The organism is Rhizobium sp. WSM1328 (assembly GCF_057653715.1).
In genome coordinates this window covers 1,405,353-1,427,491 of record NZ_CM172788.1, presented here as the reverse complement: position 1 = coordinate 1,427,491, position 22,139 = coordinate 1,405,353, and the positions used below count along the sequence as shown (strand labels likewise).

At 59.7% G+C, this 22,139-nt stretch carries 20 protein-coding genes and 4 tRNA genes; 7 read left to right on the top strand and 17 right to left on the bottom strand.

The window, feature by feature from the left end; genetic code table 11:
- On the bottom strand, positions 1-471 hold the full coding sequence (rpsG, locus tag AC2444_RS07205) for a 30S ribosomal protein S7 (protein WP_011651422.1): 471 nt from the start codon (positions 469-471) through the stop codon (positions 1-3).
- 76 nt (positions 472-547) lie between these two features.
- Positions 548-919: a 30S ribosomal protein S12 gene (gene rpsL, locus AC2444_RS07200; protein WP_003547537.1), complete on the bottom strand. Its 372-nt coding sequence runs from the start codon at positions 917-919 to the stop codon at positions 548-550.
- A 497-nt stretch (positions 920-1,416) separates the two neighbouring features.
- Here rpsL and AC2444_RS07195 point away from each other — a divergent pair, with 497 nt between their 5' ends.
- Complete coding sequence (locus tag AC2444_RS07195; protein WP_012757018.1) at positions 1,417-1,710, top strand: hypothetical protein; 294 nt, start codon at positions 1,417-1,419, stop codon at positions 1,708-1,710.
- Positions 1,711-1,847: 137 nt separating this feature from the next.
- Here AC2444_RS07195 and rpoC read toward each other — a convergent pair whose 3' ends face one another.
- The 13 genes from rpoC to AC2444_RS07130 form a co-directional block, all read right to left on the bottom strand.
- A complete protein-coding gene (gene rpoC, locus AC2444_RS07190; protein ID WP_003558528.1) occupies positions 1,848-6,056 on the bottom strand; it encodes a DNA-directed RNA polymerase subunit beta' in 4,209 nt (1,402 codons plus the stop codon).
- A 189-nt stretch (positions 6,057-6,245) separates the two neighbouring features.
- Entirely contained in the window at positions 6,246-10,385 is a 4,140-nt protein-coding gene (rpoB, locus tag AC2444_RS07185) for a DNA-directed RNA polymerase subunit beta (RefSeq protein ID WP_012757017.1), read from the bottom strand.
- A gap of 262 nt (positions 10,386-10,647) precedes the next feature.
- Positions 10,648-11,025, bottom strand: a complete 378-nt coding sequence (rplL, locus tag AC2444_RS07180) for a 50S ribosomal protein L7/L12 (protein WP_003547523.1) — start codon at positions 11,023-11,025, stop codon at positions 10,648-10,650.
- Between the two features lie 57 nt (positions 11,026-11,082).
- Positions 11,083-11,601, bottom strand: coding sequence for a 50S ribosomal protein L10 (gene rplJ / locus AC2444_RS07175; protein ID WP_012757016.1), 519 nt, complete (start codon positions 11,599-11,601; stop codon positions 11,083-11,085).
- A gap of 329 nt (positions 11,602-11,930) precedes the next feature.
- Positions 11,931-12,632, bottom strand: coding sequence for a 50S ribosomal protein L1 (rplA, locus tag AC2444_RS07170; protein WP_012757015.1), 702 nt, complete (start codon positions 12,630-12,632; stop codon positions 11,931-11,933).
- Between the two features lie 4 nt (positions 12,633-12,636).
- Positions 12,637-13,068, bottom strand: a complete 432-nt coding sequence (rplK, locus tag AC2444_RS07165; protein ID WP_012757014.1) for a 50S ribosomal protein L11 — start codon at positions 13,066-13,068, stop codon at positions 12,637-12,639.
- Positions 13,069-13,244: 176 nt separating this feature from the next.
- Positions 13,245-13,775 carry a transcription termination/antitermination protein NusG gene (gene nusG / locus AC2444_RS07160; RefSeq protein WP_003547516.1) on the bottom strand — a complete coding sequence of 177 codons (531 nt, stop codon included), beginning with the start codon at positions 13,773-13,775 and terminating at the stop codon, positions 13,245-13,247.
- Between the two features lie 17 nt (positions 13,776-13,792).
- Positions 13,793-13,993, bottom strand: a complete 201-nt coding sequence (secE, locus tag AC2444_RS07155) for a preprotein translocase subunit SecE (protein WP_003558522.1) — start codon at positions 13,991-13,993, stop codon at positions 13,793-13,795.
- Between the two features lie 195 nt (positions 13,994-14,188).
- A tRNA-Trp gene (locus AC2444_RS07150) sits at positions 14,189-14,264 on the bottom strand.
- 168 nt (positions 14,265-14,432) lie between these two features.
- A complete protein-coding gene (locus AC2444_RS07145) occupies positions 14,433-15,326 on the bottom strand; it encodes an NAD-dependent epimerase/dehydratase family protein (RefSeq protein ID WP_012757013.1) in 894 nt (297 codons plus the stop codon).
- Between the two features lie 508 nt (positions 15,327-15,834).
- Positions 15,835-17,010, bottom strand: coding sequence for an elongation factor Tu (gene tuf / locus AC2444_RS07140; protein ID WP_012757012.1), 1,176 nt, complete (start codon positions 17,008-17,010; stop codon positions 15,835-15,837).
- Between the two features lie 347 nt (positions 17,011-17,357).
- Positions 17,358-17,431, bottom strand: a tRNA-Gly gene (locus AC2444_RS07135).
- A 25-nt stretch (positions 17,432-17,456) separates the two neighbouring features.
- Positions 17,457-17,541: transfer RNA gene (locus AC2444_RS07130), tRNA-Tyr, on the bottom strand.
- Between the two features lie 202 nt (positions 17,542-17,743).
- Between AC2444_RS07130 and rlmB the strand changes: the two genes are divergently transcribed.
- From rlmB to AC2444_RS07110, 4 genes are all read left to right on the top strand, one after another.
- Positions 17,744-18,634: a 23S rRNA (guanosine(2251)-2'-O)-methyltransferase RlmB gene (gene rlmB / locus AC2444_RS07125; protein WP_128450253.1), complete on the top strand. Its 891-nt coding sequence runs from the start codon at positions 17,744-17,746 to the stop codon at positions 18,632-18,634.
- Between the two features lie 93 nt (positions 18,635-18,727).
- The gene (locus AC2444_RS07120; protein WP_012757010.1) at positions 18,728-19,420 is read left to right on the top strand and encodes an AprI/Inh family metalloprotease inhibitor; all 693 of its coding nucleotides are present in this window, start codon (positions 18,728-18,730) and stop codon (positions 19,418-19,420) included.
- A gap of 125 nt (positions 19,421-19,545) precedes the next feature.
- Complete coding sequence (locus tag AC2444_RS07115) at positions 19,546-19,704, top strand: hypothetical protein (RefSeq protein ID WP_003558513.1); 159 nt, start codon at positions 19,546-19,548, stop codon at positions 19,702-19,704.
- Between the two features lie 64 nt (positions 19,705-19,768).
- Positions 19,769-19,906 (top strand): hypothetical protein, encoded by a 138-nt coding sequence (locus AC2444_RS07110; RefSeq protein WP_012757009.1) that lies wholly within the window; start codon positions 19,769-19,771, stop codon positions 19,904-19,906.
- A 29-nt stretch (positions 19,907-19,935) separates the two neighbouring features.
- On the opposite strand, the gene AC2444_RS07105 is transcribed toward AC2444_RS07110, so the two are convergent.
- Together AC2444_RS07105 and AC2444_RS07100 are read right to left on the bottom strand one after the other, a co-directional pair.
- Positions 19,936-20,355 (bottom strand): hypothetical protein, encoded by a 420-nt coding sequence (locus AC2444_RS07105; RefSeq protein ID WP_171815679.1) that lies wholly within the window; start codon positions 20,353-20,355, stop codon positions 19,936-19,938.
- A gap of 232 nt (positions 20,356-20,587) precedes the next feature.
- Positions 20,588-20,663, bottom strand: a tRNA-Thr gene (locus tag AC2444_RS07100).
- A 158-nt stretch (positions 20,664-20,821) separates the two neighbouring features.
- Between AC2444_RS07100 and AC2444_RS07095 the strand changes: the two genes are divergently transcribed.
- Positions 20,822-21,595 (top strand): NAD kinase, encoded by a 774-nt coding sequence (locus tag AC2444_RS07095; protein ID WP_012757007.1) that lies wholly within the window; start codon positions 20,822-20,824, stop codon positions 21,593-21,595.
- Between the two features lie 4 nt (positions 21,596-21,599).
- Positions 21,600-22,115: a hypothetical protein gene (locus AC2444_RS07090; protein ID WP_012757006.1), complete on the top strand. Its 516-nt coding sequence runs from the start codon at positions 21,600-21,602 to the stop codon at positions 22,113-22,115.
- Positions 22,116-22,139: the final 24 nt, after the last annotated feature.

Sequence of the window (22,139 nt, the reverse complement as noted above, 5' to 3'; positions counted from 1 at the left end):
TTACCAGCGATAGTGCGAGAACGCGCGGTTGGCGTCAGCCATCTTGTGCGTGTCTTCGCGCTTCTTGACGGCGGAGCCGCGGTTGTTGGACGCATCGAGCAGTTCGCCGGAAAGGCGGTCAACCATAGTCGTTTCATTGCGCTTGCGGGCAGCAGCGATCAGCCAGCGAATAGCAAGAGCCTGGCGGCGCTCCGGACGAACATCGACGGGGACCTGATAGGTCGCACCACCGACACGACGCGAGCGAACTTCAACGTGCGGGGCAATGTTCTCCAGCGCAGAATGGAAAACCGTGAGCGGCTCCTGCTTGGCCTTGCCCTGAACAACGTCGAACGCACCGTAGACGATGTTTTCAGCAACGGACTTCTTGCCGTCGAGCATGATGGCATTCATGAACTTGGTGACGACGAGATCGCCGAACTTCGGGTCCGGATTGATCTCGCGCTTTTCTGCTTTATGACGTCTGGACATATTTTGTCTCTTCAACCGTTAAGGCGCTTCATGACGCGGAGGACCTCGCGCAGCGCCGGATTATTCAAAAACCGAATTACTTCGGACGCTTCGCGCCGTACTTGGAGCGGCGCTGCTTGCGGTTCTTGACACCCTGGGTATCGAGAACGCCGCGGATGATGTGATAACGGACACCCGGAAGGTCCTTGACGCGGCCGCCACGGATCATGACGACGGAGTGTTCCTGAAGGTTATGACCTTCGCCGGGGATGTAACCAATGACTTCGAAGCCGTTGGTCAGGCGGATCTTTGCGACCTTACGCAGAGCCGAGTTCGGCTTCTTCGGCGTCGTCGTGTAGACGCGCGTGCAAACGCCGCGCTTCTGCGGGTTCTCCTGGAGTGCGGGAACCTTGTTACGCTTTACGTTCGCCTGGCGAGGCTTGCGGATCAGCTGGTTTACGGTAGGCATTCAACCATCCCTTACGTTTTATCTCAGTACCCTTGCGGGCTTGAACTCGCGCCGTCTCCGGCAGTGACGCGCGCTTTCCGTCAATGCGCAAAATATGGCCCGATCCGCTTCCGCAGATGGACCACAAGGAGCAGAGGACGCATAGAATATGCGTCGTGCGTGCAGCATCATGACTTCAACGTGCGTTTAGAACCTTGTTTGAGGTGAACTTCAGGGCGAGTCGCCCCGAACAGCCAAGCCTCACATGGGATCTGATGGCCGGGGTACTACTGGTTTCCACCCGTCTCGTCAAGGCCGGTTAAGAAATAAACTCGCCGTATCGCCTTGATATGCCGGCCGAACGCCCTGTTTCATCCTTCTAGACGAATTCACGGCTGTGCCCCAAGATAAAAACTTGGGCATTGCAGCAAAAGCAGTTAAGGAATCAGCAAATGCGGCGTTCGGCCCTCCCAGCAGGATTCGAGCGACCGAATCGTCAAAGAGCCGAAGGACGGGCGATGATCACGACACCTGATAACGACAATAATTTCGACGGCCCGATGATCTTCATCATCATCGGCAAGGGCTACGAGTCCGACGCCAGCGAAGGCATCGACCTGCACATCATGCTGAAGGCGCCTGACGACGACACTGCCGTACGCGAGGCCTTGAACGCCCTTGCCGAGGAAGGCTTCATCGAGGCAGATCTCGACCAGATCGGCATGCTGACCGAGGTCCCGGCCGAAGAGCCGCACGCCTCTGCCTACCAGGGCGCCATCGAAGGCGAAGTCGCGATCATCCGGTTCAACTGAAGGGCGCCGTTGCTGACGCTGCCAAGGCAGCATAAGCGGAAGCAGCCTCCCTCCCCGCCAAATAATAAGAGCAGATAAAACAAAACCGCCCGGATCGCTCCGGGCGGTTTTTCAATTTCATAGACTTCAGCTGCGGGTTATTCCGCAGCCGGAGCCTTTTCGGCCATGTCCTGCAGCATCGGCGTGGCAACGGCAGCACCCGTACCCTTGCGGCGCTCTTCGAGGATCATCTCGTCGCGCGACGTGGCGATGCGGCGGATCTGGGTCATGGTGCCGCCAGTGCCGGCCGGGATAAGGCGGCCGACGATGACGTTTTCCTTCAGACCCTGCAGACCGTCGGTCTTGCCGGCGATCGCAGCTTCCGTCAGCACCTTTGTCGTTTCCTGGAAGGACGCGGCCGAGATGAAGGACGGGGTCTGCAGCGATGCCTTGGTGATGCCGAGAAGAACCGGATCGCCATAGGCTGGTTTCTTGCCCTGCTCGATCAGGTGATCGTTGACGTCTTCGAGCTCGATCCGGTCGACATTGTCGCCGACGATATAGGTCGAGTCGCCTGCATCGGTGATTTCCACCTTCTGCAGCATCTGACGGACAATCACCTCGATGTGCTTGTCGTTGATGACGACGCCCTGCAGGCGGTAGACTTCCTGGATCTCGTTGACGAGGTAGGAGGCCAGAGCCTCCACGCCCTTGATCGCCAGGATGTCGTGCGGAGCCGGGTTACCGTCGAGGATGTAGTCACCCTTTTCGATATAGTCGCCTTCCTGAAGGTGGAAGGGCTTGCCCTTCGGAATCAGGTATTCGACAGGCTCGACACCGTCTTCCGCCGGCTCGATGATGACGCGACGCTTGTTCTTGTAGTCGCGGCCGAGGCGGATCGTACCATCGATCTCTGCGATGATGGCGTGGTCCTTCGGACGGCGGGCTTCGAACAGCTCGGCAACACGCGGCAGACCGCCGGTGATGTCCTTGGTCTTGGCGCTTTCGAGCGGCGAACGGGCGAGAACGTCACCCTGGGAGACCTTCGTGCCCGGCTCGACCGACAGGATCGCATCGACCGAGAGGAAGAAGCGGGCGTCACCACCACGGGAGAGCTTCGCGATATTGCCGCTGGCATCCTTGATGACGATCGCCGGCTTGAGGTCCGAGCCGCGCGGGGTCGAACGCCAGTCGATAACCTGACGCTTGGTGATGCCAGTCGATTCGTCGGTCGCTTCCAGAACGGAGAGACCGTCGACCAGATCTTCAAACTGAACGGTACCAGCCACTTCCGTCATCATCGGACGGGTGTAGGGGTCCCACTCTGCCAGACGCTGGCCGCGCTTGACCTTGTCGCCTTCGTCGACATGCAGCTTCGAACCGTAGGCCACACGCTGCGACGACCGCTCGACACCACGTTCGTCCAAGATCTGGACGGTCATGTTGCGGCCCATGGCAACGAGGTTGCCATCGGAGTTGCGCAGAATGTTGCGGTTCTTGATCTGCACCGTACCTTCGTACGAGGCTTCGAGGAACGACTGGTCGACCACGGTTGCCGTACCGCCAAGGTGGAAGGTACGCATGGTGAGCTGGGTGCCCGGCTCGCCGATCGACTGAGCAGCGATAACGCCGACGGCTTCGCCCATATTGACCGGCGTACCGCGCGCAAGGTCGCGGCCGTAGCAGACCGAGCAGACGCCCGTCTGGATTTCGCAGGTCAGTGCCGAGCGGATGCGGATCGACTGGATGCCGGCCTTCTCGATTTCGACGACGTCGGGCTCGAGGATCATCCTGCCGGCATCGACGATGCGCTCACCCGTGACCGGATGATCGATGTCGTCGAGCGCCGTGCGGCCGAGGATACGGACGCCGATCGAGGCAACCACCTGACCGGCATCGACGATGGCGGTCATGGTGAGGCCCGTCTGCGTTCCGCAATCGACATGCGTGACGATGCAATCCTGCGCGACGTCGACGAGACGGCGGGTCAGGTAGCCGGAGTTGGCGGTCTTCAGGGCGGTGTCTGCCAGACCCTTACGGGCGCCGTGCGTCGAGTTGAAGTACTCGTTGACGGTCAGGCCTTCCTTGAAGTTCGAGATGATCGGGGTCTCGATGATTTCGCCCGACGGCTTGGCCATGAGGCCACGCATGCCGCCCAGCTGGCGCATCTGGTTCGGAGAACCGCGGGCACCGGAGTGGCTCATCATGTAGATCGAGTTCATCGGCTTCTGGCGACCGGTCTTCTCGTCGAATTCGACCGCCTTAATGCGGGCCATCATCTCTTCGGCGACCTTTTCGGTCGCCTTACCCCAGGCGTCGACAACCTTGTTGTACTTCTCGCCCTGGGTGATGAGGCCGTCATTGTACTGCTGCTCGTATTCCTTCACCAGGTTTTCGGTGTCGGCAACGATCTTGGCCTTGGCATCCGGAATGACCATGTCGTCCTTGCCGAACGAAATGCCGGCGCGGCAGGCGTGGGCGAAGCCGAGCTGCATGATGCGGTCGCAGAAAATGACCGTGTCCTTCTGGCCGCAATGGCGATAGACCGTGTCGATCATCTTCGAGATGTTCTTCTTGGTCATTTCCTGGTTGCAGATATCGAAGGGCACCTTGCCGTTCTTCGGCAGCAGTTCGCCGATGAGCAGACGGCCAGGCGTCGTCTCATAGATCTTCGAGTAAGGCTTGCCATCCTCGTCGACCGACTTGAAGCGGCCGCGGATCTTGGTGTGCAGCGTCACGACCTTGCTTTCGAGGGCGTGATGCAGCTCGCCGAGATCGGAGAAGGCCATGCCTTCGCCCGGCTCGTTCTGGTTGAGGATCGACAGATAGTAGAGGCCGAGAACCATGTCCTGCGAGGGAACGATGATCGGCGCGCCGTTGGCCGGGTGCAGGATGTTGTTGGTCGACATCATCAACACGCGGGCTTCGAGCTGAGCTTCGAGCGACAGCGGCACGTGAACGGCCATCTGGTCGCCGTCGAAGTCGGCGTTGAAGGCCGTGCAGACGAGCGGATGCAGCTGGATCGCCTTGCCTTCGACCAGGATAGGTTCGAAGGCCTGGATGCCCAGGCGGTGCAGCGTCGGTGCGCGGTTCAAGAGAACCGGATGCTCGCGGATGACCTCGTCGAGGATATCCCAGACTTCCGGCTTTTCCTTTTCGACCAGCTTCTTGGCCTGCTTGACGGTCGAGGAGTAACCCTTGGCGTCGAGGCGGGCATAGATGAACGGCTTGAAGAGCTCGAGCGCCATCTTCTTCGGCAGGCCGCACTGGTGCAGCTTCAGCTCCGGACCGGTGACGATGACCGAACGGCCGGAATAGTCGACGCGCTTGCCGAGCAGGTTCTGGCGGAAGCGGCCCTGCTTGCCCTTCAGCATGTCGGAGAGCGACTTCAGCGGACGCTTGTTAGCACCGGTGATGACACGGCCGCGACGGCCGTTGTCGAACAGCGCGTCAACGGATTCCTGCAGCATGCGCTTTTCGTTGCGGATGATGATGCCAGGCGCACGAAGCTCGATCAGGCGCTTCAGACGGTTGTTACGGTTGATGACGCGGCGGTAGAGATCGTTCAGATCCGACGTCGCGAAACGGCCGCCGTCGAGCGGAACCAGCGGACGCAGGTCCGGCGGGATGACCGGAACGACCTTCATGATCATCCATTCCGGACGGTTGCCCGACTCCATGAAGTTCTCGACGATCTTCAGGCGCTTCATCAGCTTCTTCTGCTTGAGATCCGACGTGGTGTCGGCAAGCTCGGCACGCAGGTCGCCAGCGATCTTTTCGAGGTTCATCGAGGCCAGCATCTCGTAGATCGCCTCGGCGCCGATCATCGCGGTGAACTGGTCTTCGCCGTATTCGTCGACAGCGAGCATGTACTCTTCTTCGGAGAGGAGCTGGTGCTCCTTCAGGGCGGTCAGGCCCGGCTCGGTGACGATGTAGTTTTCAAAGTAGAGGACGCGCTCGACATCCTTCAGCGTCATGTCGAGCAGCGTCGAAATGCGTGATGGCAGCGACTTCAGGAACCAGATGTGGGCAACGGGAGCGGCGAGCTCGATATGGCCCATGCGCTCACGGCGAACGCGCGACAGCGTGACTTCGACGCCGCACTTTTCGCAGATGATGCCCTTGTACTTCATGCGCTTGTACTTGCCGCACAGGCATTCGTAGTCCTTGATCGGCCCGAAGATGCGCGCGCAGAACAGACCGTCACGTTCCGGCTTGAACGTACGGTAGTTGATGGTTTCCGGCTTCTTGATCTCACCGTAAGACCAGGAGAGGATCTTCTCCGGAGACGCGATCGAAATCCGAATAGAATCGAAATTCTGTGCAGGCACCTGCGGATTGAAAAGATTCATGACCTCTTGGTTCATGCCTGTCTCCTTCATGGGCTAAAGCGCCCTCAAAATGCGATGTCGGCGGCAATTTCCCGGGAGCCGCCTCCCTCGCTTAAACGAGAATAACCGCTGGATGCGGCGAAACTTCCCTCCCGGGCCGACACGGATACGGCGCCCGGTGGGACCGGCGTGCGCCGCATTGGCAGCGCACGCCCTATCAAGTGCTTACTCGGCCGCGTCGGGCAGCTGAGCTGCCTGCGCCTCGTCAAGCTTGGTGTTCTCGAGCTCGACGCTGAGGCCCAGTGAGCGCATTTCCTTGACGAGAACGTTGAAGCTTTCCGGAATACCGGCTTCGAACGTGTCGTCTCCTCGGACGATGGCTTCGTAGACCTTGGTGCGGCCGGCGACGTCGTCCGACTTCACCGTCAGCATTTCCTGCAGCGTGTAGGCCGCGCCGTATGCTTCGAGCGCCCAGACTTCCATTTCGCCGAAGCGCTGGCCGCCGAACTGCGCCTTGCCACCCAGCGGCTGCTGAGTCACGAGCGAGTAAGGACCGATCGAACGAGCATGGATCTTGTCGTCGACCAGGTGGTTGAGCTTCAGCATGTAGATGTAGCCCACCGTCACCTGACGGTCGAACTGCTCACCGGTACGGCCGTCATAGAGCGTCGACTGACCACTATCCTTGAGACCTGCCAGACGCAGCATGTCGTTGACGTCGGCTTCGTTCGCGCCGTCGAAAACAGGCGTCGCAATCGAAACGCCGCGCTTCCACTGGTCGGCGAGGCGCAGAACAGAGTCGTCGTCGAACTCATGGACCTGTTCGGCCTTGGGGCCGTCTCCGACGACATCGCCGATGGTCTTGCGCAGCGGCTCAATGTTGCCATTGGCCTTGTATGCGTCGATCAGTTCGCCGATCTGGCGACCCATGCCGGCGCAAGCCCAACCCAGATGCGTTTCCAGGATCTGGCCGACGTTCATGCGCGAAGGCACGCCGAGCGGGTTCAGAACGACATCGACATGCGTGCCGTCTTCGAGGAACGGCATGTCCTCCACCGGCACAATGCGCGAGACGACGCCCTTGTTCCCGTGACGGCCGGCCATCTTGTCGCCGGGCTGGATCTTGCGCTTTACGGCGACGAAGACCTTGACCATCTTCATGACGCCAGGAGGCATTTCATCGCCGCGCTGGACCTTTTCGACCTTGTCCATGAAGCGCTGTTCGAGGCGCGACTTGGATTCGTCGTATTGGCCGCGAAGCGCTTCGAGCTCGCTCTGGACCTTTTCGTCTTCGACCGCGAACATCCACCACTGCGAGCGGGGATATTCGGAGACGACGGCGTTCGAAAGCTCGGCTCCCTTCTTGAAGCCCTTCGGGCCGGCGATGGAGGCCTGGCCACGCAGCATCTCGATCAGACGGCCGTAGACGTTACGGTCGAGGATCGCCTGCTCGTCGTCACGGTCCTTTGCCAGACGCTCGATTTCTTCGCGCTCGATCGCCATCGCGCGCTCGTCCTTTTCAACGCCGTGGCGGTTGAAGACGCGGACTTCGACGATGGTGCCGTAGGTGCCGGGCGGCATGCGCATGGAGGTGTCGCGCACGTCGGAGGCCTTTTCGCCGAAGATGGCGCGCAGAAGCTTTTCTTCCGGCGTCATCGGGCTTTCGCCCTTCGGTGTGATTTTGCCGACGAGGATATCGCCCGGCTGAACTTCGGCGCCGATATAGACGATGCCGGCTTCGTCGAGGTTCTTCAGTGCTTCTTCCGAAACGTTCGGAATATCGCGGGTGATTTCCTCAGGACCAAGCTTGGTGTCGCGCGCCATCACTTCGAATTCCTCGATGTGGATGGAGGTGAACACGTCGTCGGCAACGATACGCTCGGAGAGCAGAATCGAGTCTTCGTAGTTGTAGCCGTTCCAGGGCATGAACGCGACGAGCGCGTTGCGGCCGAGTGCCAGGTCGCCGAGATCGGTCGACGGGCCGTCGGCGAGGATGTCGCCGCGGTTGACCTCGTCACCGACGGTGACCAGCGGACGCTGGTTGACGCAGGTGTTCTGGTTCGAACGCTGGAACTTCTGCAGGCGGTAGATATCGACGCCGGATTTGCCGGCTTCGAGGTCTTCCGTGGCGCGGATAACGATACGCGTCGCGTCGACCTGGTCGACCACGCCGCCGCGGCGGGCGCCGATGGCGGCACCGGAGTCACGGGCAACGACCGGCTCCATGCCGGTACCGACGAACGGGGCTTCGGCACGCAGCAGCGGCACTGCCTGACGCTGCATGTTCGAGCCCATGAGCGCGCGGTTGGCGTCGTCGTTTTCCAGGAACGGGATGAGCGCGGCTGCGACCGAAACGACCTGCTTCGGCGAGACGTCCATCAGGTTCATGCTGTCGCGCGGGGCGAGCATGACTTCGCCGGCATGACGGCAGACGACGAATTCGTCGACGAAGGAACCGTCAGCGTTCATCTCGGCGTTGGCCTGGGCGACGTAATACTTCGCCTCTTCCATGGCGGAGAGGTAGAGCACGTCGCTCGTCACCTTGCCGTCGACGATGCGGCGGTACGGGCTTTCGATGAAGCCGTACTTGTTGACGCGGGCAAAGGTCGCAAGTGAGTTGATGAGACCGATGTTCGGGCCTTCCGGCGTTTCGATCGGGCAAATGCGGCCATAGTGGGTCGGATGCACGTCGCGGACTTCGAAGCCGGCGCGCTCACGGGTCAGACCGCCCGGGCCAAGAGCCGAAAGACGACGCTTGTGGGTGATTTCCGAGAGCGGATTGACCTGGTCCATGAACTGCGAGAGCTGCGAGGAACCGAAGAATTCGCGCACGGCAGCGGCGGCCGGCTTGGCGTTGATCAGATCCTGCGGCATGACCGTGTCGATCTCGATCGAGGACATGCGTTCCTTGATCGCGCGCTCCATGCGCAGCAGGCCGAGACGGTACTGGTTTTCCATCAGCTCGCCCACCGAACGGACGCGGCGGTTGCCGAGATTGTCGATGTCGTCGATCTCGCCCTTGCCGTCGCGCAGTTCGACCAACATCCTGACCACGGCCAGGATGTCGTCCTTGCGCAGGATGCGGACGGTGTCTTCGACGGTCAGGTCGAGGCGCATATTCATCTTGACGCGGCCGACGGCGGAGAGGTCGTAACGCTCCGCATCGAAGAACAGCGAGTTGAACATGGCTTCAGCCGATTCCATGGTCGGCGGTTCACCCGGACGCATGACGCGGTAGATGTCGAACAGAGCGTCCTGACGGTTCTCGTTCTTGTCGGCTGTCAGCGTGTTGCGGATATAGGCGCCGACATTGATGTGGTCGATGCCGAGAACCGGGATCTCGTCGAAGCCGTTCGCCAGGATGATGCCAAGCGTCTTCTCGTCGATTTCGTCGCCGGCCTCGAGGTAGATTTCACCCGTCGAGTAGTTGACGATGTCGCCGGCGAGGTAGTTGCCATACAGATCGTCGTCGGCGGCCTTGAGGGCCTTCAGCCCCTTGTCGGACAGCGTGCGCAGCAGGCGCGGGGTCAGCTTCTTGCCGGCTTCCACGACGACTTCGCCGGTATCGGCGTCGACCATCTCGGTGATCGCCTTGGCACCCTTCAGCGTTTCCGGCTTGAAGGGAATGCGCCAGCCTTCGCCGTCGCGCTTGTAGAGCGACTTCGTGTAGAAGGTGTCGAGAATTTCCTCGCCGTCCATGCCGAGCGCCATCAGCAGCGAAGTGACAGGGATCTTGCGGCGGCGGTCGATACGAGCATAGACGATGTCCTTGGCGTCGAATTCGATATCGAGCCAGGAACCGCGATAGGGGATGACGCGCGCAGCAAAGAGCAGCTTGCCGGACGAATGGCTCTTGCCCTTGTCGTGATCGAAGAAGACGCCCGGCGAACGGTGCATCTGGGAGACGATGACGCGCTCGGTGCCGTTGACGATGAACGTGCCGTTGTTGGTCATGAGCGGCATGTCGCCCATGTAAACGGACTGTTCCTTGATGTCCTTGATCGACTTCGCGCCGGTATCCTCGTCAATATCGAACACGATGAGGCGCAGCGTCACCTTCAGCGGCGCTGCATAGGTCAGGTCGCGCTGACGGCATTCGTCAACGTCGAACTTCGGCGGTTCGAACTCGTAGGACACGAATTCCAGCATGGATGCGCCGGAGAAATCGGTGATCGGGAAAACCGACTTGAAAACGGCCTGAAGACCCTCGTCGGGTCGGCCGCCCTTAGGCTCTTCAACCATCAGAAACTGGTCGTAGGACGCCTTCTGAACCTCGATGAGGTTCGGCATTTCTGCGACTTCGGGGATCTTACCAAAAAACTTGCGTACGCGCCTACGACCGTTGAACGAAAGGGTCTGAGCCATCGTCGCTCCTTCAAAATCTTGCACCCGGGCCTGCAACGGACGGGAACCGATGGCCAGTCGATCCCGTCAATCAATGAGTAATTCAATCTCGTCCGACCCCAGAAAACGCTCAGCTCGGATTGCTGTGCTGCCCTCGGTGCGAGACCATCCTTTTGAAGAACCCATTACCCAAAAGCCGTTTCGACGCGGCTTTTGGGTAATTCGTTCAGAAAAACGGCAAATGGGAGGCAGTAAAGATACTGCCTCCCAAAGCAGTTCAAGATTACTTGACGTCGGCCTTGGCGCCAGCGTCTTCAAGCTTCTTCTTGATGTCAGCAGCTTCAGCCTTGTTGACACCTTCCTTGACAGCCTTCGGAGCGGCTTCAACGAGATCCTTGGCTTCCTTGAGGCCGAGACCAGTGATGGCGCGGACTTCCTTGATGACGTTGATCTTGTTGGCACCAGCTTCGACGAGGATGACGTCGAATTCGGTCTTTTCTTCTTCAACGACAGCAGCAGCAGCACCGCCGGCAGCGGCAGCAACAGCTACCGGAGCAGCAGCGGAAACGCCCCACTTTTCTTCGAGAAGCTTCGACAGTTCTGCAGCTTCCAGAACGGTCAGCGAGGAGAGGTCGTCAACGATCTTTGCGAGATCAGCCATTTTACTAGTTCCTTTGTTCGGTTCGAACCGGTTGATTATAAACAGCGAAAAACCGCCTTACGCGGCTTCGTCCTTCTTGGCGTAGGCCGCAAACACGCGGGCAAGCTGGCTTGCCGGTGCTGCAACAACCCCAGCGATGCGGGTAGCCGGTGTCTGGATCATGCCCAGCAGCTTCGCACGCAGCTCATCGAGCGAAGGCAGGGTCGCAAGCGACTTGACTGCTTCGGCGTTGAGCGTGGTTGTTCCCATGGCGCCACCCAGAACAATGATCTTGTCATTGGTCTTGGCGAAATCCATGACGACCTTCGGAGCGGTGATCGGATCGGTGCTGTATGCAATCAGCGTCTGACCCTTGAAGAGATTGGTCATCCCTTCCGCTTCCGTACCCTGAAGGGCAATCTTGGCCAGGCGGTTCTTCGCGACTTTGACGGTACCGCCAGCTGCACGCATCTTCGAACGAAAGTCGTTCATCTGCGCGACTGTGGCACCAGCATAGTGGGCCACGACAACTGATCCCGAAGCCTTGAAGACTTCGTTCAGTTCCGTGACGAATTCGCGTTTTTCCGCTCTTTCCACTGCCTATCTCCAGTTGGCGGGACCGAAAATGGGCCCGCCGGTTGCCTTTTGCCTCCTGGGATCATGCGAGATCCCAAGCGACGCTTGAGGATCCTGTCCCCCCGCGCTCTCGCGCCAATCAAGGCTAAAGAGGCACAAGGCATCCAAGGCTCGAACCGAGTTCCTAGAAGCGAACTTCATGCAATTCGGGTCTTACCCGTCTCATGCAGGCACAGTGATTAAGGGAAAACCACCTGCAATCTCGGACAGGATTCCGGATTTCTCCGGAATATTCCGGCCCCTTGCGAGGCCGGAAATTCAGTCGCCGGGCTTAAAGCCCGGCCATAAACTTACGCAGCCGGAGCACCGGTGACCGAGCCGGGCTCGATCTTGACGCCCGGGCCCATGGTCGAGGAAATCGCCACGCGCTTGACGTAGTTGCCCTTGGCGCCAGCCGGCTTCGCCTTGATGACTGCGTCAGCAAAGGCGCGGATGTTTTCTTCCAGAGCCTTGGCGTCGAACGAGGCCTTGCCGATACCGGCATGAACGATGCCAGCCTTCTCGACGCGGAACTCGACAGCGCCGCCCTTGGAAGCCTTGACGGCTCCGGCGACATCCATAGTGACGGTGCCGACCTTCGGGTTCGGCATCATGCCGCGGGGGCCGAGAACCTTACCGAGACGGCCGACGAGCGGCATCATATCGGGGGTGGCAATGCAGCGATCGAATTCGATCTTGCCGCCCTGGACGATTTCGACAAGCTCTTCGGCACCGACGATATCAGCACCGGCGGCCTTGGCTTCGTCAGCCTTGGCGCCACGAGCGAAGACGGCAACACGAACCGTACGGCCCGTGCCGTTCGGCAGGTTGACGACGCCGCGGACCATCTGGTCCGCATGGCGCGGGTCGACGCCGAGGTTCATCGAGACTTCGATGGTTTCGTCGAACTTGGCGACAGCCCGTTCCTTGACCATGCCAATGGCCAGGGTCAGAGCGTAGAGCTTGGTGGGATCAACACCTTCGTTGATCTTCTGCGTGCGCTTACCAGCCATGATCTTAACCCACCACTTCCAGACCCATGGCGCGGGCAGAGCCCTCTATCATCGCCATTGCACCTTCGATATCCGCTGCGTTCAGATCCTTCATCTTGGCTTCTGCGATCGACTTGATCTGAGCCTTGGTGAGGGAGCCGGCCTTGGCACCCTTGCCGGGCGTCTTGGAACCGGACGTGATCTTCGCTTCCTTCTTCAGCCAGTAGCTGACCGGCGGCTGCTTCATCGCGAAGGTGAAGGACTTGTCCTGGTAATAGGTAATGACGACCGGAATCGGCATGCCCTTTTCCATTTCCTGCGTGGCGGCATTGAACGCCTTGCAGAATTCCATGATGTTAATGCCACGCTGACCAAGCGCCGGACCAATCGGCGGGGACGGGTTTGCCGATCCTGCCTTGACCTGAAGCTTGAGCAGGCCTGCAACTTTCTTAGCCATATCTCTCTGCCTTTCATGAACGGCCGGTCGCCCGGCCCGTGATGCCGGATCTCTCCGGCGGCTGCGGTTGCGTGGTGCGGATCATTAGGGTCCGGCTAAGACCCCTCACCTTCCACGCGGATGCGGACAAGGTCCGCAGGAAACAGGCCGCAAGGGCCAGCCTCCAGTTTCTGCAATCAGACCTTCTCGACCTGAGCGTATTCCAACTCGACCGGCGTTGCGCGGCCGAAGATCGACACTTCCACCTTCAGGCGCGAACGCTCTTCGTCCACATCCTGAACCGTGCCGTTGAACGAAGCGAACGGGCCGTCGGAAACGCGGACCTGCTCACCGATCTCGAAGGTAATCGAGGCCTTCGGCCGCTCGACACCTTCCTGGACCTGACCGAGAATGCGCTCGGCTTCATAGTCCGGAATCGGAACGGGCTTATTGTCGGAACCAAGGAAACCCGTGACCTTCGGCGTATTCTTGATCAGGTGATAGGCTTCGTCCGTCAGATTGGCGCGAACCATGACATAGCCCGGGAAAAACTTGCGCTCGGAATCGACCTTACGGCCGCGACGCACTTCCACCACCTTTTCGGTCGGCACGAGGATCTTCTCGAACAGGTGCTCAAGCCCCTTCTGGCGAGCCTTGTTCTCGATATCTTCAGCCACCTTCTTTTCAAAATTGGAATATGCGTGGACGATGTACCAACGTGCCGCCATTTTCATCTCCACCCGTATCAGTTGCCGGTATTCAGCACGAAGCTCAGAGCCCAGCCAATCAGCTGGTCAGCGGCAAAGAAAAACAGCGCGGCGAAAACCACCATCACCAGCACCATGACCGTCGAGATCATGGTCTCGCGGCGCGACGGCCATGTAACTTTGGACGTCTCGGAGCGAACCTGCTGCAGAAACGTAAACGGATTGGATTTGGATGCCATCGACTGCCCACGCAATTACGGCGCGTAAAGCTGAAACTATCAGCCCCACGCACCGCGTGTCTGTTGAACCCTAAATAAACACCGATTTCCGAATACACAAGAGGGAAACCGAAGTTTAACGAAATTACTTGCCACCAATCAATCCCCGGCCGGAAATGCCGCGAGCATGTCCGCGCTGTCCCGCATCCAGGAAAATGGCAGGGGCAGTAGGGCTCGAACCTACGACCTGCGGTTTTGGAGACCGCCGCTCTACCAACTGAGCTATACCCCTTCATACCGATCATTCAGCGCCTGGGCCAAGGCCCGCAAATCGCTGCTGAAAAGCATGGCGCTCCCTTTAAGACGACGACACGGGATTGGCAAGCACGATTTTCGATTTTCAAGGCCATTCTCCTGATATGCGAGCGATCGGCCTTTCAGTCGCGGAACCACGGTCCATTCAGACCTTCACATATTTCCGCCAATCGTGTTCTTCCTTAAAACCCAGCACCTCGCGGATCTTGCGGTTGGAGAGCAGGCCCTCATATTCGCCGATCTCGCGGGTGAAGGGCACGTTCGGAAAGAATCGCTTCGCAAGCTCTTTCGATGGCGTATTGGCCGAGACGGTGTCGTTGGCGGCGTTGAAGACCTGGTAGCCGAGGCCGTCCTTCTCGATGCAGAGATGGCAGATCTGCCCGAGGTCGCGGGCGTCGATATAGCTCCAGGCGATTCGCTTGCGCATCTCGGGATTGGCGAAAAAGGTCGGAAACTTCTCGTATTCGTCAGGCTCGATGACGTTGCCGATGCGCAACGCATAGATGTCGAAGCCCGAACGTTCGGCAAAGGCGCGCGCCGTCTTTTCGTTGACCACTTTGGAAAGGCCGTAGGAATCCATCGGATTGACGTCGTAGTCCTCCTCTAGCGGGAACTGGTGGAAATCGCGATGGCCTTCGGCGAAGCAGACGCCGTAGGTCGTCTCGCTCGATGCGACGATGATCTTCCGGATGCCGAGTTTCACCGCCGCCTCGATGACATTATAGGTGCCCATCGTGTTGATACGGAAGGTTTCGTTGTCGGGCTTGATCAGGATGCGCGGGATGGCGGCGAAATGCACGACGGCGTCGAAGGGCTGTACGCCCCTGCCCGCGTCGAGATCGGGAAAATCGCGATGCATCGAAAGCGCGTTGAAGACCTGACCGCTATCGGTGATGTCGGCGATGAGATTGGTGACGCCGGGGCTATCGAGCGGCACGAGATCGAGGTTGTGAACCTCGTAGCCGGCATTGACGAGCCACGGCACCGCATGGCGACCTGCCTTGCCCGAACCGCCGGTGAATAGAATACGTCTCTTCATGGAATATCCTCCGCGTCATGAAATCGGAGGCATAGATAGACGCTTCCGCGCGAAGAGCAAGCGAGCGTCCTGCAAGGGTTCACCCCCGCGTCGCCAGGAGCATCCTATCCGGGAGCACCTGACCGATCATTTCCGATCACCGCAGAACCCTGCGATGTTCGGCAAAGGTCGTCACTTGACGACACTTACCTCGCCAATCTGCACTACGGCAGACTGAACAACTTCTTGCGGTATTGCAGCGATGAAAAACATCGTGAAAACATACATCGCGAATATCGTCGCAGCGAATGTGGCCTTTGGAATCATCCGGGCTCTCCTCTTTGCAAGGAGGAGTCTGGACTACATTGACCCAATCACAAACCGGTTTCTGAACGTGAGATGAACAAAATACTGTGACAGGCCAACTTAACGATATTTTTACAACACCTGTTAAACCTACAGGAAGCCATCAAAATGAAAAACCCCGCTGTTTCCAGCGGGGTCTTCATAATTGCGGATAACTCGAAAGTTACTCGACGATCGACGCGACGATACCGGCGCCGACGGTGCGGCCGCCTTCGCGGATAGCGAAGCGCAGCTTTTCTTCCATCGCGATCGGAACGATCAGCTCGACCGATACCGTGACGTTGTCGCCCGGCATGACCATCTCCGTGCCTTCCGGCAGCGTTACGATGCCCGTCACGTCGGTCGTGCGGAAGTAGAACTGCGGACGGTAGTTGGTGAAGAACGGCGTATGACGGCCACCCTCTTCCTTCGTCAGGATGTAGGCTTCAGCCATGAACTTCTTGTGCGGCTTGACCGAACCCGGCTTGCACAGAATCTGGCCACGCTCAACGCCGTCACGGGTAACGCCGCGGATCAGCGCACCGATGTTGTCGCCAGCCTGGCCCTGATCGAGCAGCTTGCGGAACATTTCAACGCCGGTCACCGTCGTCTTCGTCGTCGGGCGGATGCCGACGATCTCGACTTCTTCGCCAACCTTGACAATGCCACGCTCGACGCGGCCGGTCACAACCGTACCGCGGCCCGAGATCGAGAACACGTCTTCGATCGGCAGCAGGAACGGCAGGTTGATCGGACGCTCAGGCGTCGGGATGTAGGCGTCGACAGCAGCCATCAGCTCGCGGATCGAATCTTCGCCGATCTTCTTGTCCGAATCTTCGAGAGCAGCAAGTGCCGAACCCTTGACGATCGGGATATCGTCGCCCGGGAAATCGTAGGACGACAGCAGTTCGCGAACTTCGAGCTCGACCAGTTCGAGAAGCTCGGCGTCGTCAACCTGGTCGACCTTGTTCAGGAACACCACGATTGCCGGAACGCCGACCTGGCGGGCCAGCAGGATGTGTTCGCGCGTCTGCGGCATCGGGCCGTCAGCGGCCGAGCACACCAGGATCGCGCCGTCCATCTGGGCAGCACCGGTGATCATGTTCTTGACGTAGTCGGCATGGCCGGGGCAGTCGACGTGGGCATAGTGGCGGGCCGGCGTCTCGTATTCAACGTGAGCCGTCGAAATCGTGATGCCACGCGCCTTTTCTTCCGGAGCCGCGTCGATCTGGTCGTACGCCTTGTACTCACCGAAGTACTTCGTGATCGCTGCCGTCAGAGACGTCTTACCGTGGTCAACGTGGCCAATCGTGCCAATGTTGACGTGCGGCTTGTTGCGCTCAAACTTACTCTTTCCCATTTGAATGCTTCCTGTGAACGAAAATGGTGGCCCCGGCGAACCGGTTTAGTGCCGCCGTTTAAGGCTTTCGGCGACATTGCGCAAGACTTAATTGCAGACGCCATTCTTGGCCTGACAGCGCATATGGGAGACAATTCGCAGCCTGCAAGGCGATTCGCCAAAGCCCCCTCGAAAATCGCTGAAATCTTAGAGAAAATCGCATCGACCGCCTGAGACGCGCCATAGACGTTCGGCGTCGAGCGCCCTTCCCTTCCCGCCGACAGCCACAACCGTCAGCTTCTCCGCCAGCGCCGGAGACATCTCGGGACTACCGCGGCAGCGGTCGTATGAAGTCGAGTAGCGGAAACTGGAGCGGGTAGCGGGAATCGAACCCGCGTATTCAGCTTGGAAGGCTGCTGCTCTACCATTGAGCTATACCCGCGCGGGTGGTCCGATCCGATGACGAATGGTGGAGAGAGTTGGATTTGAACCAACGTAGGCTGAGCCAACGGATTTACAGTCCGTCCCCTTTAACCACTCGGGCATCTCTCCAGTTTTTCGTCCGGATCGCAAGACCAAGTTCGTCAGACTTCGAAGCGTTGCCGCCCGTCGTCTGCGCCGCGTATATGACCGGAGCATTTCAGTCTGTCAACACGATGACAACGGAAAAAACACGAAAAATTTCATTCGCCGCCGAAAGCCGGCATATGAAAGAAAGCCTATGCGGCAGCGAGCGCCATGGCTATAAAGCTGCATGAGCAAAGACAACAAATCCGGCGGCAAGACCGCGACAGACCCATCCGCCAAGGATACGCATTACGCCACTCTGCGGCGCGCCCACCGTGACGCCAAGCGCGAACGCGGGGAGATTCCGACGCCTCAACCGCACAAGCGAAAGCGCGGCGGTGACGACTGGAAGCCGCCGGCGCTTGCGCCCGACCAGGTGCATCTCTATGGCCTGCATACGGTGCGTGCAGCGCTCGACAATCCCGAGCGCAAGAAGATCAAGCTGTTCGTAACGCAGAACGCACTGGCGCGCCTCGAAGTCGACGTCGAAGCGCTCGGCATGCCCTTCGAGATCGTCTCGCCGCAGGAGATCGACAAGGTGCTCGGCCCCGAGGCGATCCATCAGGGCGTCATGCTGGAAACACGGCCGCTTCCGGTCCGCCGGCTCGAAGCGCTGAAGGAAAGCCCTCTCCTGCTCGTCCTCGATCAGGTGACCGATCCGCACAATGTCGGCGCGATCATGCGCTCGGCCGTCGCCTTCAATGCTGGTGCGGTCATCACCACCCAGAGACATAGCCCGACCGAATCGGGCGTGCTCGCCAAGTCCGCCTCCGGCGCGCTGGAACTGATACCTTATATACAGGTGACCAATCTCGCCGATGCGCTCGGTGAATTGCACAAGCTCGGTTTCTCCACCATCGGTCTCGATTCGGAAGGGCCGGCGCCACTCGAAGGCACCTTCTCGGGCGAGAAGGTGGCGCTGGTGCTCGGCTCCGAGGGCAAGGGACTTCGGCAGAAGACGCGGGAAACCGTCAACGCACTTGCCCGTCTCGACATGCCGGGCGCGATCAAATCGCTCAACGTCTCGAACGCAGCGGCAATCGCGCTTTATGCGGCGCGGCTCCACCTGAAGGCATAGGCTGGCCCGCAGGCAGTCATTCAAAGTGCTACAGAGTCCTATGCGCGTCTGAAAAGACGCGCAGCGCTGTCGTCGCGACAAAGGGGAATTGTCATGATCCGTTTCATCCCTAGGCTCGCGGCTTCGGCGGCAGCACTCCTCGTCTGCGGTTTCGCATACGGGCAGGATATCGATCCCGATATTCTCAAAGCGCAGGCCGGGACATATCTCGTTGCCGCGGAAGACGGAAGAGCCGGATGCCGGCTGACGCTGGAAACCGGCGAAGCGATCGGCGGCTATTCGCTCTCCGGTCAGGACTCCTGCATCAAGCCGCTGCCGGCACTTGCCGAAGCCTATTCCTGGAATTTCGACGGCAATGGCGGCGTCATCCTGATCGATGCGACGCGCAAGGTGCTCGCTCGCTTCGTCGAGAACGAAGGTTCGCCGATGAAGACGGAGGATGGTGCGGCGCTGTTGCTGATCGCGGCCCCTGACGCCGTCGATCGCCTGCCGACCGTCAGCAGCCTTGCCGGGACATGGACGATGCAAAGACCGGACGGCGAAAGGCTCTACGGCGTGACGCTCAACGGCGATGTCGATGCGGACGGCAACGCGCTGCTGTCACTTTCCGAAGATTGCGCTGCCAATGTCGCCAGACTGAAGCTCGCAGTCTGGCATATCGAGGGTTTCGGGCTGACGCTGATGGGCCGTGACGGTTCGTCGCTTGGCTTCGACATGCGCGCCGACGGCAATTTCGATAAGTCGAAGGAGGAAGGTGGTAAGCCGCTTTCGCTCGTCCGCCGCTAACCCGCAGCCAGGCTCCGATGACGGAAAAATCCACTTTTGCCTTGGAATGACGCCCCGGGGCACTATGATCGGGCGATGTCCGGTTGTAGCGACCAGCTCAGAAGCAAGAAGGAACGATCCCTATCATGGCCATTCGACCGCTGATTTTCGGTATCCTCTTCATCGCGGTCTTCGTCGTGATTATCATCAGCATCATCTGGGTGGACACATCGCACCCCATCCACCAGCCCGATCCCCTGTCGCCGACGGCGCCCGGCCCCGCGACGCCGGGACAGGTACAATAATACTGGCAGGAACGCGGACGGCGATCATGCGTTAATCCCGTAATCGAACGAGGATTGAACGCTTATGCGCATAATGATCGCCGTCGTCGCCTTCATGGTCGCCTCCGTACTCAGCATCGCGATGATGTCGCCCTCCGGCGCTGGACAGACCGGCAATGGCGACAGGATCGAGGCGAGCGTCAACGAACCCGTCACTCAATGAGTAAGGCCCGGATGACCGGGCCTTTATCGTCAGCTGCGGTAGAGCCAGAACGGCATACCACGATCGCGATCGCGCCACTCGCGGCGCTCCTGCCAACGCTCGGCACGCCACCGCCGCCAGTGACGGCGATCATCGCGCCAGTCGGACCGGCGCCAATCGCGCCCATCGCGCCAGCCACGATCGTCACGGTCGCGATCGCCTCGCCAGCCACGGTCATCACGGTCGCGATCACCTCGCCAGCCATCACGTATTTGAACGATATCGCCCTGCGTCGACACCGTCGGCCGCTCGGCCGGCATGGCGGCGGCCGGTGCCACGGACGCGAAAGCCGCACCGACGGAAATGGTTGCGGCGAGAAAGAGATGTGCGAGCTTCATGGCTGTTTCCTCGTTGATGATGAGGCGAAGATAAGCGGACGCGGCTGAATTGGCGGTGAAGCAGCCCTTCACACGCGGTTCATCAAACGATACGTGCTGTCTGAAAAGTCTGCTGGTGCGATCGATCGAAGCAACGTCGAACCCAGGCTACGGTTTAGAAGGCGGTATCGTAGGGGAAAGATGGTGCAGCCAACCAGAGCATTCTGGAACCAGTCCGCCTTCGTTCCTGACGGAACTACGACGCGACAGCCTCCGCTTAGCTGCTCTCTTCGGCTCGCCGAGCCGAAGCTCACGGAGCGTAGGCTGGTGCCCCCGCCAGGGTTCGAACCCGGGACCCCCTGATTACAAATCAGGTGCTCTACCAACTGAGCTACAAGGGCAATAATTGCCCAACTAGCAGATTCTATGATTCTGTAAAGGGGAAATCCGTGTCTGCGTCGACTGGTCGGCTGCAGCTCAAAACGCTTGGCGATAGAAAACGCCCTTGTCGCACAAGGGCTTTATCCTTTAGCTAGGGTAGCATCATAAAGGGCATTGCATGGGCCGTTCATTTCAGACGCTTTCCTTTCTCGCCTCACCGACGACGGAGGCGCTTGCCGCGCGTGAGGAGTTGATTGGCCTCTATGGTGACGTACCGGCTGACGAAGCCGACGTCATCGTCGCGCTCGGTGGCGACGGTTTCATGCTGCAGACGCTGCACAACACCATGAACTCCGGCAAGCTGGTTTACGGCATGAATCGCGGCTCGGTCGGCTTCCTGATGAACGACTATCGTACAGACCGGCTTCAGGAACGAATCTGCGTCGCCGTCGAAAACGTCTTCCGGCCATTGCAGATGACGACGGCCAACGCCGACGGCGCCAACTCGACGGCGCTCGCCATCAACGAGGTCTATCTTTTTCGCCAGTCCTATCAAGCCGCGAATCTGAGGGTTATGGTGGACGGGCGCGTGCGTCTGGAAGAACTGATCTGCGACGGGCTGATGGTGGCGACACCTGCCGGATCGACGGCTTATAATCTTTCCGCCCATGGCCCGATCCTGCCGCTCGAGGCGCCGCTGCTCGCCATGACGCCGGTCAGCGCTTTCAGGCCGCGGCGCTGGAGAGGTGCTCTGCTGCCGAACAAGGTGACCGTCGATATCGACATTCTCGAGCCGGAGAAGCGGCCGGTGAATGCGGTGGCCGACAATACCGAGGTCAAGTCGGTGCTGCATATCCGCATCGCCCAGTCGGAGCATGTGACGGCGCGCATTCTTTCTGATCCCGACCGCTCCTGGTCCGACCGTATTCTCGCCGAGCAGTTCAAGGATTGAGACGATGGCAATGCGACGGATATTGATGACCAGCCTCCTGCTTGCGGGATGGAGCATCACAGCGCAGGCCGCGCCGGCGCAGGATGCCCTCCTGCCGGCATCGGTGATTTTCGCGACCAGCACCGGCTATTGGGAGGACGACGGCAACGCACCTGATGTCGAGCGGGCACCGACGGGCGCCGAGAGCGTTGCCGGCTCCGAAGGAGAAGGGACGCAGCGCCACGGCTACTACAAGCTCTTTGCCGTGCGCCAGCCGGACAGAACCTCGAAGGTCTATCTGCAGCAGATTGCCCAGACCGAGGCCGGCCCGGCGATCGCCTCGACCATCGAGTTGCAGGAGTTCAGCGACCTGAAGCCTTACGTGACCGATATCCGCCCCGAGAATTCCAACGGCATCATCAAGCAGCCGGGGCTCTTCGCCACGGTCTATCTGAAGACCGACCCCGCCGCGGAGCCGGATGGCTGGACCGTGCTGATCGACGAATTCGGCGACATCACCGTTGAGAAGGCGACGAATTGAACGGCTGGGAATTGTTCAGGGGGG